The following is a 12,676-nucleotide window of genomic DNA, read 5'->3' on the forward strand; positions in this document are numbered from 1 at the left end:
TGCTTCCAGATAATTTCAGCTTACCGGCTCAGTTGCCTTTCAACTCTGTCTCAAGGAAGTCGGTCAGCGAGCGGTACAGATGAGTGCGCACCTTATCGCCCCGCATCGAGTGTTTGGAGCCGGGGTAATCTATCATGCGGAACAACTTGCCTTCATCCTGCAGTGCCTTATATACCCGAGTACTGTTCTCGAACAATACATTGTCATCGGCCATGCCGTGATACATCAGCAAGCCTGAACGATACTTGCTCACATAGGGGAAGACACTGCTGGCCTCGTAGCCCTTGGCGTTGTCGTCAGGATGGCCGAGATAACGCTCTGTGTAGTGGGTGTCGTACAGAGCCCAGTCGGTCACAGGGGCACCACTGATGGCCGCCTTGAAGTAGTCAGGCGCCTTGAACAGGCTCATCAGCGCCATATAGCCGCCATAGCTGTGGCCATAGATGGCAATACCGTCGGCCTTGACCCAGGGCAGGGTGCGCAGGAAATCGACACCTGTCTTCTGATCTGCCACTTCGGCATCACCAAGATGGCGGTAGATCACCTGCTCGAAGGCCGTGCCTCTGTGCGCCGAACCCCGGTTATCCAACTGAAATACGGCAAAGCCCTGCTGCAACAGATATTGGGTGTAGTAATCCTGCTCACTCCAGCTATTGACCACCAACTGGGCGTGAGGCCCACCGTAAACCCTTACTACCACGGGGTATTTGGCCTTGCTGTCGAAATTCACCGGCTTGAACAGACGGTATTGCAACACCTTGCCATCTTTGGTCTTGAGGGTGCCAAACTCGGGCAACTGCCACAGCCCGGCATAGTCATACAGAGGGTGTCCGGCCTTGACGGCGTTCTCTTCTACCCAAGCCAGATGCTCACCGCTTTGGTTGTGCAGACTCACCTGGGGAGGCTGCGACAGACTGTTGAAATAGTCGAGGTAGACAGATTCCTTGTCGGCAAACACGGCATTGTGCATGCCGCCACGCCGGCTGATGCGCTCTATCTCACCGCCATTGAGGCTGACCCGATACAGATGGCGCTCGACCACACTGTCTTTACGGCCACTGAAATAGACCCAACCCTGCTTTTCATCTAGGTGTTCTATCTCGTCGACCGCCCATTTCCCCTGAGTCAGTTGCCGTTTGACCTTGCCCTTGTCATCAAACAGATAGATATGGTTGAAACCATCACGCTCGGATGCCCAGATAAAGCCCGGCTGCTGCTTGAGAAAATAGAGGTCATGGTTGAGGTTAACCCAGGCATCGCTGCGCTCGGACACCAGAGTCACGGCGTCTTTGCCCTCGCGGCTGTCTACTTGACGCAAATCCAGCTGTTGTTGACTGCGATTCTGCCATTGAAACGACAAATGCTTGCTGTCCGGCAGCCATTTCACCCGCGGCAGATAGATATCTTTCTCACTGCCGAGATCCACCCATTGGGTCTTCCCGGACGCCAGTGACACCACCCCCAGGGCAATCTCGACATTGGGCTTACCGGCATAGGGATAACGCTGCTCGGTCAGCTTGATGCCATCGGCATAAATCTCATTGCGGGTCACCAGCTCCACGCCCGACTCATCGATGCGGGTATAGGCGATGGCCGATTCATCCGGTGCCCACCAGTAACCTGTCATACGGTCCATCTCTTCCTGAGCCACAAACTCGGCCATGGCGTTCTTGATGGCCCCGCCGCCATCCTGGGTCAGCGCCGTGAGCTTATGGTCTTTCAGCTGGAGTACATAGAGATTTTGCTCGGCCACAAAGGAGACAAAATTGCCCTTGGGCGACAGTTTGGCATCTGTGGCAAAGGCATCCCCTGTCGGCAGCAGAGTCACCTTGGCATCGGCCAGGCTGAAGTAGTAGAGCTTACCGGCCGCCGGGATCAGCAGTGCCTGACTGTCGTCGGCCCAGAAGTATTCCATGATCCCCTGGCCATACACTCGCTGCCGCTCGCGGCGGGCCTTCTCTTCATCGGAAAGTTCACCGGCTTCGAGCCTAGAGGCGTCCAGCAGCAGACTGACCTGACCTGTGGCGACATCCATCTGCCAAAGGTCGTAGAAGTATTGGTTGTCTTTACGGCCCGCCAGGTAAGTGACCCGCTTGCCGTCGGGAGACAGTTTCAGCCCTCGGGGGCTGGCACCGGCCAATGCCGGTGAAGCATAGAGGCGCTCAACCGTTAAGGGCGTTTTGCCACCTTCCAGAGCGAAGGAGTGGCCGCTGGCCAGTGTCAGAGGTATCGCCATAAGCGCCGAAGCCATCCAAGTTTTTTTCATTATTATTTCCGGAATTATAAGAGACAAGAGCCACGGCATCCGGCCACAGCCCAAAAAACAGCCCTCATTCTGCCCCAATTGACAAGGGATCGGCAAACCCGTGCAATTGGCCGCTGAAATATCGCCGGTTCTCGGTTATGATCCTGTCCCAGAAAAAGCTCAGACCTCTTTTAAGGAAACAAGATGCAGACTCTGGCCCAAACCCTCAAACAGCAGGCTGTCACCCCAGCCTTGTCCCAATTGCTTCTCACTCTGGCCCAAAGCTCAGTCGCCATCAGTCAGGCGGTAAGACACGGCGCACTGGCCGGTGTGCTGGGTGCCACCACCCAGGAAAACGTTCAGGGTGAAACCCAAAAGAAACTGGATGTGATCACCAACGAGATGCTCAAAGATGCCCTCAAGGCCGAAAACACAGTGCGCGCCCTGGCATCGGAAGAGGAAGATCATATTGTTGAAGTCGGTGACAGCGGTGAGTTTCTGGTGTGTTTCGACCCACTGGACGGCTCTTCCAACATAGACATCAACTCGCTGGTGGGCACCATTTTTTCTGTGCTGCCGGCACCCGAGGGGGAGATCAGCGAGCAGAGTTTCCTGCAAAAAGGCAGCGAGCAACTGGCGGCGGCCTATGTGCTCTACGGCCCATCGACCATGTTGGCCCTGACCACAGGCCAAGGGGTGCAACTCTTTACCCTGAATCCGGAAACCGGCGAGTATCTGTTAACCAATGAAGCGGTGAGTATTCCCAAAGACACCGCCGAATTTGCCATCAATATGTCCAACCAGAGATTCTGGGAAGCACCGATGCAGACCTATATTGCCGATCTGCTGCTCGGCAAAATCGGCCCGAGAGAGAAGTCGTTCAACATGCGCTGGATTGCCGCCATGGTGGGCGATGTGCACAGAGTATTGAGCCGCGGCGGCATCTTTACCTACCCAACTGACAACAAGAATCCGGATAAGCCCTACAAGCTGAGACTGATGTACGAAGCCAACCCAATGGCACTGCTGGTTGAACAGGCCGGCGGCAAGGCCAGCACAGGTTATCAGCGCATTCTCGACATTCAACCGGAGCAAATTCACCAGCGGGTAGCCGTCATTCTGGGCTCGGCCAATGAAGTCGATGCCTGCCTCGAGTACCATCAACAGGATTACAGCGGTGAGCCTGAACTCTAAACGCCGCTTGAGGCTGCCGGGGTCGGCAGCCTTGAATTGGCGGTATGGGCCAGGGCCTGAGACAGATTGCCTTAGATGAACTGTTGGCAATTAGTCTTAAGACCGCGGCCTTTCATTGGCAAGCCGTCAAATCGCGCTATAATACGCGCCACACTGAACTTCAGGCTGGACCTGAAATAGATTTATACACAGTCTAAGGATACTTCCATGAGCTTAAATGCAGTGCCTGCGGGCAAATCCCTGCCAGATGACATCTACGTGATCATCGAAATCCCACAAAACCACGACCCTATCAAGTATGAAGTGGACAAGGACACAGGTGCCTTGTTTGTGGATCGCATGATGACTGCGCCTATGTTCTATCCTTGCAACTACGGCTATGTGAACCAAACTCTGAGCCTGGATGGTGATCCGGTAGACGTGCTGGTTCCTACCCAGTATCCACTGCAGCCAGGCAGCGTTATCCGTTGCCGTCCAGTTGGCGTACTGAAAATGACCGACGAGTCAGGTGAAGATGCCAAGATTGTTGCCGTACCACACGAGAAGATCTCCAAGGAATACGGTCATATCCAGGATGTGAACGATCTGCCTGAGCTGCTGAAAGCCCAGATCAAACAGTTCTTCGAACACTACAAGGATCTGGAATCCGGCAAGTGGGTTAAAGTTGATGGCTGGGAAGATGCCGAAGCCGCCCGCGCCGAAATCCTGTCAAGCGCCGAGCGTTACAAGGGCTAAACCCTATAGTCCTAGAAACATATTGAAAAGCCAGCTGCAAGCTGGCTTTTTTATTGGCATTTCACAGCTTCAAGTGCATAGGTTTAATTTCGTTACCCAAAGAATCCCGCGCATATCAAGACTCCGCAGCCCTATTCCAATCCAGTTTTGGCCCACTTTATGACCCCTCACTGGAAACAATTTCTCAAAACCAAACTTCCAGACAATGGGTTTCAAACAGGGTAAAGGGGCAAATACCACACATGGTAAAGCATACAAACCTAAAGTCACGCAAATGAGAAGTCACAGGCAAAAAAACAATCATAATTACCCAAAAAACAACCTTCGCCATAAAATCGCCAAGCTTTTGACAAAGTTAGTTAATTTGACGCTGTTAGTTAACCTTTCCAGGAGACACTATGAATAAGTTACTGCCGTCTGTACCTCTGCTAAGCGCGTTGGCTTTGATGGCATTTCAATGTTTGGGGAATGAAAAACATTTCCACGAGATATCCTTCCACCAAGATGCAACTCAACTACAAGTACAATGCTCGGTGGAGCAACCACAACCTAGATTGATAGTGAAGGTGCCTCAACCTTTTGCCTACAGCCAAGATCCCAGTGTGCTGGTGTTAAGAACCGCCGATGGCGAAACCCTGCAACTGGACAGCATGAGCTCATTAACGACACTCACCACCCAAGCCTGCCCAGATAAAGATCTCTGGGCCGAACTGACCTCACTCCACAGTGATCCAGTATCGCTTGAGGTGATCTCGTTTCGCTCAGGAGGCTCTTTCTCATCAGCTATCCAGATGAGTGATTTTCAAAACCGGCTGGCACAGCTCAAATCCTGCTGTCAGCCATAAAAAATCCGGCAACTAGCCGGCCCCGATAAATTAACAACTTTTTCAAATAATCAGCCGTATTTTATTCAAGATTTCCCTAAAAAAATTGCGGCTTATCCGGCGAACGATAGTTACAACGAGGGCTTCTGGAGGATTCCTTAAAAATCTCTCTGAAGCCCTTAAATCCATTGTTGTTCGCTTAACTGACCGGTGAAATAGTCGGATTTTTTATTAGGCGTTAACCGCCTCTGTCTGATGTCCCTTCTCGGTTTGGTCCACTATGGTCAACACAGCGGCGTCGCCCACCACATTGCAGGAAGTCAACACCATATCTATGATTCTGTCCAGCGCTGCCACTATCGCAAAAGCTTCCACGGGTAAGCCCAGTTGATGGATTAACACGCCTATCATCACCATACCGCCACCTGGAACCCCGCCGGCGCCCACAGACAGCAGAAAGATACTGAATATCAGAGTAGGCAGCTGTTCGCTGGAGATTGGCTGACCAAAGGCGTTGGCAACAAAGAAGATGGCGATAGTGATATAAATCGACACGCCGCCCATATTCATGGTGGCTCCCAAAGGCACACCGAACCCGGCGACCGCCTTATTGACCCCAAGCTTTTCGGTCAAGGTTCGTATAGTCACCGGGATGGTGGCATTGGAGCTGGCAGTCGACAGAGAAAACAGGATCTGCTCTTGGGTCTTGGCACGAAAGCTCTTGGCACTGACCGGGGTAAACACAGCCACAGCCAGAGGATAAACAATGAAAATCCACAGCAGCAGCATGGTTAGGATGATGGCCATATAACCCAGTACACTGAGAAAAACTTTGGCTTCCAGAGTGGCTCCCAGTTTGAACATCAGCGCAAACACTCCAAATGGCGCCAGCTGCATTACAGTCATGATGAGCTTCATCATGATCCCATTGGCGACTTGAAAACCTCTAACCGCTGCGCTGCCGGCGTCATCCAGCGACTTGATGACCCCACCCAGCAGCAGCGCCATAAAGATCACCTGCAACATGTTGCCCGACATAAAGGCATCGACAGGGTTACTGGGCACTATGCCGACAATCAGGCTGATCAAATTGGGCAACTCGGTCGCGGTAATGGCCACATCCGTGCCACCACTCATATCCACTCCGACACCGGGCTGCAGCAATAACGAGACACACACCGCCGCCAGGATAGCGATCAGGGTATTAATGATATAGAAGCTGAAGGTCTTGCCGCCCAAGCGACCGAAGCTCTTGAGGTCCTGCAATTCGCAGACACCGCAGACTATGCTGACAAATACCAGCGGCATCACCAGCATCATGATCATATTGACAAACATGGTGCCCGCCGCGGTGGCTACCTCAACCAGGGTGCCGGAAAAGAAACCGATATGCCCCAGCCCATATTGCACCACAGAGCCCAATAACAGGCCGCTGAACAGACCCATAAAGATCCGTCCGGAAAGAGATTTGAGTATTGCCATTGTACGTTCCAATTCGGCATCGTTCCTGATGCACAACTATCATCCCTGTTCGCTCTGGGAAGGGATAGTGAAACATGCTACCAAAAAGTTCAATGATAAAATGCTCAAAAAGTGCCTCCGCAACATGTTAAGAACCTCAAAAATCAACGATAAAAACTTGATTTAAAACCATTTTAAATTTTGTCAAAAATTTACCCTATGGATTACCCCGTTTACAAACGCACAGCACAACAACAAATCCACAACAAATACAAAATATTTATCAGTGAATATATCTAAAAATACAAAAATAACAGTATTAACAGCCAGAATTTCAATTCAAAGCAGTGAGCTTGTTAGGCCGCTTGCCATTTTACTGCAGATCCTGCTTGTTAATTTCGTCATCAAAGTGACTTTCCGCCTCACTCAACCCCAAGCTAGAAAAACCGCCACAGAAAAAATCATAGGGGCAAACCATAGAGAAAGTTGGCAGCAGAAGCACCAAAGCAAGCAGGAGAAAACCCGCAGAGCGCGATTGGAGAAGATAGTCCCACGGACAAAAAATGGGCAAAAAAAAAGCCGGTGGGGCGCACCGGCAAATCAAGCAACATATTACCTGAGAGGCTCAGGAAAAACGCCTGACGATGCAGGCGGTCACCACAAGAAAAGGCCATCGGGTGATGGATAGACTCAAAAACGGCAGTAACCCTTGTGGTCAGGTCATCTACTTGAATCCAAATCGATTAAATCAAACAAAAATCAACGCAAATAAAGGCGCGCCGAGCACCATGGCGATACCGGTAAAGATCATCGTCAGACTGGCAATCACGCCTTCCTGCTGACCGAATTCGCTGGCTTTGGCGGCGCCGGCACCATGGGCAGAAGCGCCGAGTGCCACTCCTTTACCAAGAGAGGTCTTGATCCGCGCCAACTTGAACAACGGCTCACACACCAGCATACCTATCACGCCGGTGAGCAACACCAACATAGCGGTTAATTCCGGCACGCCACCGAAGGCAGCAGTGGCCTCCATGGCAAAGGGCGTCGACACAGAGCGCACCAGTACGCTGTGACTCAGTTCGCTCGGCAGAGGCACCAATTTGACCAATAGCCAGGATGACACCAAACCCAACATGAGCCCGGCCATAACCCCAAGGCTAATAGTGATCGGATAACGGCGGATCAACTTGCGCTCGCGGTAAATAGGCACTGCAAAAGCTATGGTCGCTGGGGCCAACAATGCCATCAGCCAATGGGTGTACTCAAAATAGGTCGGCAGCGGAATCGCCAACAGCAACACCACAGCCAGCACGGCCAAAGGCGCCAAAAATATCGGAGCCAACCACCAGCTACGATGCCTGCGGTATAAAGCCTTGGCGCCGTAATAACAGATAAGGGTGATCAGCAGACTCAAAAGAGCAAGTAAGCTGTGAGACATAGCGTTACCCTTGCACTCCATGTTTGGCCAGTTGGCGTTTCAAATTAAGGCGCCGCTCGAAACGAAATACCCTGTCCACCACAAAGCCGGTTCCCAGCAATACTGAAGCGCTGCCGAGCACCAGGGTCAGCATAATATTGAAACCATACTCCTCGAGTAAGGTTTCATACTTGAGTACTGAAATCACCGGCGGGATAAAAAACAGCAAGAGATCGCCAATCAACCAGGCAGCCCCCAGTTGCAACGCCTTTTCCGGGATAAGCTTGAGCCCCAGCGCCAACAACACTACCAGCATCCCAAGCACACTGCCGGGAATGGGTGAGTGCAATGTGGCGGCCAAGGCATGAGTAGACCATGCCAGCAAACAGATAGCTGCAATTTGCAGCAAGGTCGCGCTGATGTATTTGCCTTGGAGCCAAATGACTTTCGCCACTTTTTGAGGGGAAGCAAGGCGTTTGCAGAGGGAGTGCATATCTTTACCGAATAACTTAACTGGTGTTTATTCTAGGCTTGCAATATAAATAAAAAAAATGAATATTAAGCATAGTTTGCATTCCATAAGGTTATTCAATTGGATCTGAAAGTTGTTCGCTACTTTATCGAAATAGTGGATGCCGGCGGATTTGCCAAGGCAGCGGAAAAGATCCACCTGACCCAACCTGCGCTGTCCAAGTCCATTCGCCAGTTGGAGCAGGAACTGGATCTTGTACTCTTGGAAAGAGGCAAGCGTGGCAGCCAGTTACGTCCTACAGCAGCCGGAGAGGTCGTCTACCGTCACGGCCAGGAACTATTGAATGTACGCCGCAACATGCTCAGAGAGTTGGCGGCGCAGCGCAGTCTCAACTCGGGTGAACTGCATCTGGGGCTGGCCCCTCTCGGCAGTGCCGAACTCTTTGCTCCTGTCATCGCCCGCTTTCGTAATCGTTATCCCAAGGTGCAGATGCATCTATTGGTTCGCGGCGGCGTAGAGCAAACCGCGGCCCTCAAGAAAGGGGAAATCGAGCTGGCAACCGGGATCATCTCCTTTGAGGATGAGTTTGATGGTATCAGGATCCGCCGCGATCCCATGGTGGTGGTATTGCCAAGACAACATCCTCTGGCAGGTAGTCAAGAGCTGACCCTCAAGGCGTTGGCGGAGATCCCACAGATACTGTTCGAACCCGAATACGCCCTGCATGAGCTGGTAATCAATGCCTGCCAGAGAGCCGGCTTCAGCCCCAAAGATGTGACTCGGGTCAGTCATCCCGACTTTGGTATCGCCCTGGTGGCAGCAGGCACAGGAGCCATGATACTGCCAAGCTTTATTGCCGAGCGCCATGCGGTGGCCGGGGTGATCAGCATACCTCTGGCCGCATCCGATCTGCTCTGGGAGCTATCGCTATTCTGGCGCCGGGGGCAACCACTCTCTTTTGCCGCCCAAGCAATGGTCGAGCTGGTCAGACAACAACTGGCGCTGAAGTGAAACCCTTATGCTTCAAGTGCTGCAGCCGAGTGAATTTTCGCCAACCAAGTCACAGTGTACCGTTACAGCAGTACAAACTCATTGACACCCTCTTTTCGCGCCGCTAAGGTGAATCACACTTTTCCGGGCCCGCTTGGCCTGGGTTTATAAACACAACCCGAGATTCGCAATGCGGCCAATACACAAGCTTTATCTCTATCCCAAGCCACAGTGGCTTGGGCGGGGATAATGACCTGAACCTCCCTCTCCTGTGAGCCACTGTGGCTTTGCTGTCAGGTTTCGTTACCGGCTTTCCGGTTCTCTTGGGTACCCACAAATCCAAAGCCTGGGTCCCTATTACGAAAATGCTTGTTGAGAATGTAATAAAATGAATAACAACAAAACCTTTGGTAGCATGCTGATCATAGCAGGCACCACAATTGGTGCCGGGATGCTGGCGCTGCCGCTGGCCTCTGCCGGCCTGGGTTTCGGGGTCGCCTCGATACTGATGCTATTGCTTTGGGGATTGATGAGTTACACAGCACTGTTGATGCTGGAAGTGCATCAACATGCCCCCGCTCATGCCACTTTGCACACCTTGGCACACAAGCTGCTCGGCCGTAAGGGGCAGTTACTGGCCAGCCTGGCAATGATGTTTCTATTGTATGCCCTGTGCGCCGCCTACATCGCCGGTGGTGGTGCCCAGCTCAACGATAAGCTGGTTCGTTATGCCGACCTGACGCTGCCGCCACAGGTAGGCGCCATAGGTTTTGCCCTGCTGATCGCCCTGGTGGTCGCCATAGGAACCCATTCAGTCGATATGATCAACCGGGTGCTATTCACCCTCAAAATAGTCGCCCTGGTCATCATGTTGGCGCTGCTGTTGCCCCACGCCCAAGGGGGATACTTGCTGGAGCTACCGTTGCAGCAAGGCCTGGTCATCTCAGCCCTACCGGTAATCTTCACCTCTTTCGGGTTTCACGGCTCTATCCCCTCTGTGGTGCGCTATGTGGGACTGGATCTCAAGGCGCTGAAGAAAATCATGATTGTCGGCTCAGCTATGCCGCTGCTGGTTTACCTACTTTGGCAATTGGCCAGTCAGGGGGCTTTGAGCCAAAGCGAATTGATGGCTTCCAAAGAACTGCCCAAATTCATCAATAGCCTGGGGCAACTGCTGCATAACCCCATGATAGGCCAGACAGTATCCATATTTGCCGACCTGGCACTGGCCACCTCCTTTTTGGGCGTCAGCCTGGGGCTATTTGATTTTATGGGTGATATTTTGCGCCGCAACGACAGTGCCGGCCATAGGCTGCAAACTGCAGCCATCACTTTTTTGCCACCACTGGGGTTTGCCCTCTTCTACCCTCAGGGCTTTATGGCCGCCCTGGGTTATGCGGCGATAGCCTTGGTGATATTGGCGGTGTTCCTGCCCGTTGCCATGGTCTGGAAACAGCGGCTCCAGCCTATGCCGGCAGGCAGCTACCGGGTCGCTGGTGGTAAACCCGCACTCATGCTGGCAGCGCTGTGCGGGGTGGTGATTATTCTCAGCCAACTGCTGCAAATGGCCGGGATACTGACCAAGATAGGCTAACCAAGGGGCAATAAACTGGAGAAGCTCCAGCACAGCGCCCAGGGCCAACCTTTAAACACAAAACGCAGCGCTCAGGCTGCGTTTTTTCTTGGTTCAACATTCAGTTGATTGGTTCCAACGACACTCTAAAGCGACTGGCTGACAGCTGGGAAAAAACCAGGTCAAACCCTTCGGGGATCTCTTGCTCACTGATAACGACTCGTTGATCCAACTGCTGTTCCAGGGCCTGTTGGCGCCACTGCTGCCTTTGCTGCATTGCGCTTCTGCCACTGATAAAACTGGCACTGCCCAGCAAAACTCCAACCAGCGCCAGCAGATTGGCCACCATGGGATTGCCTATTTGCAGCGCACTGGCGTCATCCAGCAGCCACCAGAGAATGGAGGCACTCAGCAGTAATACCCCCAAGGCCAACCTGGCTATTGCGCTCGGCGCATTATCTGTCGGCAATCTCAATTGAATATCGGCGGGTAAGTCAGCAAGGGTCACAGTCAGGAACGACGGCTCATCCTGCGCTGAGGCACTCTGGGTATCGGGCATAAATCATCCTTAATTTGAATGGAATAGGCTAATGCGGGTCGGTATAGAACCAATTTAATGACATCCTGTCCTTATGTCAGTGAGCACTGAGGTTACAATGCACCGATTCATTATATGTAAGCATAAATAAGCACTGCAAACTCAATATATTATTAACTCAAACTCTGCTGAAATTCTGTGCATTTTGTGGCAGTCATAGTGCCAGCGGTACTCTTGACCCTGCCAGGGACCGCAGACACAATAGCACCGGAGACCCATTTGACGGAGCCCGTGGTGAGCGGTCAGCAACAGATACCAGAGCTGAGATTGGGACTGGCCATGTGGTCCCATAACCAGTGGCAGCGAAGCCTTTATGGAAGGGGGACACCTCAGGCCGAGCGTCTGGCGCACTACGCCGAGGTTTTCAATACGGTGGAGGGCAACACCAGCTTTTATGCCACCCCATCGGCAAACAATGTCAGTAACTGGCGCGATGCCGTGGGTGAGGACTTTCGCTTTACCTTTAAACTGCCACAGGAGATCACTCACAAGTTGCAACTGAGGCACTGTGACGATGAACTCAAGCAGTTCCTGCAGGTGATGTCGCCACTGTTTGCCAAGACAGGCCTGTGGAAGATTCAGTTGCCCGGCTATTTTGGCCCCGAAGCCTTGGGGACGCTGAACACCTTTCTTGGCAAACTGCCATCCGAGTTGCCTCTCGGGGTCGAGGTGCGCCACCCGGCCTTCTTTGCCAAGGGAGAAACCGAGCGTCAACTCAACCGCTTGCTGCTGCAGCGCTCGGTCAACCGCATCATAATGGACACCCGGCCGGTATTTGCCGCGCCGCCAAACAGTGCCGCCGTCATCGACGCCCATGAAAAGAAACCCAGAGTGCCGGTACATGCCATAGCCACCGGCCGCTATCCCACAGTTCGCTTTATCGGCCACCCGGAGCTCGAGGTCAATCAAGGTTTCTTCAAGCCTTGGCTGGACAAGCTATGCCAATGGCTGGAGGAGGGGCGCCAACCCTATCTGTTCATCCACACCCCGGATAATGCCCGGGCACCTGAGCTGGCCATAAGTCTACAGCGTCTGCTCAGTGACCGTTGGCAAGCCAAACACGGCCAACCTCTAGCTGTGTTGCAACAGCCCCAAGATGCAAGAAATCACAGCAAACAACTGGGCCTGGAACTCTGACAAGCAAGTTTCTGATCCCATAAACATAAA

The 12,676-nt window shown here is 52.6% G+C and carries 12 protein-coding genes; 7 read left to right on the plus strand and 5 right to left on the minus strand.

Going from position 1 to position 12,676, the window contains the following annotated elements; translation table 11 throughout:
* Positions 1-28: 28 nt before the first annotated feature.
* Positions 29-2,266, minus strand: a complete 2,238-nt coding sequence (locus tag RC73_RS12860; RefSeq protein WP_039035021.1) for a S9 family peptidase — start codon at positions 2,264-2,266, stop codon at positions 29-31.
* A 183-nt stretch (positions 2,267-2,449) separates the two neighbouring features.
* Here RC73_RS12860 and RC73_RS12865 point away from each other — a divergent pair, with 183 nt between their 5' ends.
* The 3 genes from RC73_RS12865 (at position 2,450) to RC73_RS12875 (ending at position 5,019) form a co-directional block, all read left to right on the plus strand.
* Positions 2,450-3,439 carry a class 1 fructose-bisphosphatase gene (locus RC73_RS12865; protein WP_039035022.1) on the plus strand — a complete coding sequence of 330 codons (990 nt, stop codon included), beginning with the start codon at positions 2,450-2,452 and terminating at the stop codon, positions 3,437-3,439.
* A gap of 207 nt (positions 3,440-3,646) precedes the next feature.
* Positions 3,647-4,174, plus strand: coding sequence for an inorganic diphosphatase (gene ppa / locus RC73_RS12870; protein ID WP_025008962.1), 528 nt, complete (start codon positions 3,647-3,649; stop codon positions 4,172-4,174).
* A 398-nt stretch (positions 4,175-4,572) separates the two neighbouring features.
* A complete protein-coding gene (locus RC73_RS12875) occupies positions 4,573-5,019 on the plus strand; it encodes a hypothetical protein (RefSeq protein WP_039035023.1) in 447 nt (148 codons plus the stop codon).
* A 210-nt stretch (positions 5,020-5,229) separates the two neighbouring features.
* Here RC73_RS12875 and RC73_RS12880 read toward each other — a convergent pair whose 3' ends face one another.
* The gene (locus tag RC73_RS12880) at positions 5,230-6,474 is read right to left on the minus strand and encodes a dicarboxylate/amino acid:cation symporter (protein ID WP_039035060.1); all 1,245 of its coding nucleotides are present in this window, start codon (positions 6,472-6,474) and stop codon (positions 5,230-5,232) included.
* A gap of 271 nt (positions 6,475-6,745) precedes the next feature.
* On the opposite strand from RC73_RS12880, the gene RC73_RS12890 reads away from it, so the two are divergent.
* Positions 6,746-7,147 carry a hypothetical protein gene (locus RC73_RS12890; protein ID WP_039035025.1) on the plus strand — a complete coding sequence of 134 codons (402 nt, stop codon included), beginning with the start codon at positions 6,746-6,748 and terminating at the stop codon, positions 7,145-7,147.
* A 60-nt stretch (positions 7,148-7,207) separates the two neighbouring features.
* Here the strand turns inward: RC73_RS12890 and RC73_RS12895 are convergent, their stop codons facing one another.
* Together RC73_RS12895 and RC73_RS12900 are read right to left on the minus strand one after the other, a co-directional pair.
* Entirely contained in the window at positions 7,208-7,897 is a 690-nt protein-coding gene (locus tag RC73_RS12895) for an LrgB family protein (RefSeq protein WP_082014321.1), read from the minus strand.
* A gap of 4 nt (positions 7,898-7,901) precedes the next feature.
* The gene (locus tag RC73_RS12900; RefSeq protein WP_039035061.1) at positions 7,902-8,330 is read right to left on the minus strand and encodes a CidA/LrgA family protein; all 429 of its coding nucleotides are present in this window, start codon (positions 8,328-8,330) and stop codon (positions 7,902-7,904) included.
* A 138-nt stretch (positions 8,331-8,468) separates the two neighbouring features.
* Here RC73_RS12900 and RC73_RS12905 point away from each other — a divergent pair, with 138 nt between their 5' ends.
* Together RC73_RS12905 and RC73_RS12910 are read left to right on the plus strand one after the other, a co-directional pair.
* Positions 8,469-9,359, plus strand: coding sequence for a LysR family transcriptional regulator (locus RC73_RS12905; RefSeq protein WP_039035027.1), 891 nt, complete (start codon positions 8,469-8,471; stop codon positions 9,357-9,359).
* A 367-nt stretch (positions 9,360-9,726) separates the two neighbouring features.
* Positions 9,727-10,932 carry an aromatic amino acid transport family protein gene (locus RC73_RS12910; RefSeq protein ID WP_039035028.1) on the plus strand — a complete coding sequence of 402 codons (1,206 nt, stop codon included), beginning with the start codon at positions 9,727-9,729 and terminating at the stop codon, positions 10,930-10,932.
* 100 nt (positions 10,933-11,032) lie between these two features.
* Here RC73_RS12910 and RC73_RS12915 read toward each other — a convergent pair whose 3' ends face one another.
* A complete protein-coding gene (locus RC73_RS12915) occupies positions 11,033-11,470 on the minus strand; it encodes a hypothetical protein (protein WP_039035029.1) in 438 nt (145 codons plus the stop codon).
* Between the two features lie 318 nt (positions 11,471-11,788).
* Between RC73_RS12915 and RC73_RS12920 the strand changes: the two genes are divergently transcribed.
* Complete coding sequence (locus tag RC73_RS12920; protein WP_052248187.1) at positions 11,789-12,646, plus strand: DUF72 domain-containing protein; 858 nt, start codon at positions 11,789-11,791, stop codon at positions 12,644-12,646.
* Positions 12,647-12,676: the final 30 nt, after the last annotated feature.

Source organism: Shewanella sp. ECSMB14102, from assembly GCF_000813075.1.
GTDB lineage: Bacteria > Pseudomonadota > Gammaproteobacteria > Enterobacterales > Shewanellaceae > Shewanella > Shewanella indica.

Bases quoted from the DNA above. Each gene is read 5' to 3' on its own strand.
- RC73_RS12860 (WP_039035021.1), bottom strand. From the start codon at position 2,266: ATGAAAAAAACTTGGATGGCTTCGGCGCTTATGGCGATACCTCTGACA.
- RC73_RS12865 (WP_039035022.1), top strand. From the start codon at position 2,450: ATGCAGACTCTGGCCCAAACCCTCAAACAGCAGGCTGTCACCCCAGCC.
- ppa (WP_025008962.1), top strand. From the start codon at position 3,647: ATGAGCTTAAATGCAGTGCCTGCGGGCAAATCCCTGCCAGATGACATC.
- RC73_RS12875 (WP_039035023.1), top strand. From the start codon at position 4,573: ATGAATAAGTTACTGCCGTCTGTACCTCTGCTAAGCGCGTTGGCTTTG.
- RC73_RS12895 (WP_082014321.1), bottom strand. From the start codon at position 7,897: ATGTCTCACAGCTTACTTGCTCTTTTGAGTCTGCTGATCACCCTTATC.
- RC73_RS12910 (WP_039035028.1), top strand. From the start codon at position 9,727: ATGAATAACAACAAAACCTTTGGTAGCATGCTGATCATAGCAGGCACC.
- RC73_RS12915 (WP_039035029.1), bottom strand. From the start codon at position 11,470: ATGCCCGATACCCAGAGTGCCTCAGCGCAGGATGAGCCGTCGTTCCTG.
- RC73_RS12920 (WP_052248187.1), top strand. From the start codon at position 11,789: ATGTGGTCCCATAACCAGTGGCAGCGAAGCCTTTATGGAAGGGGGACA.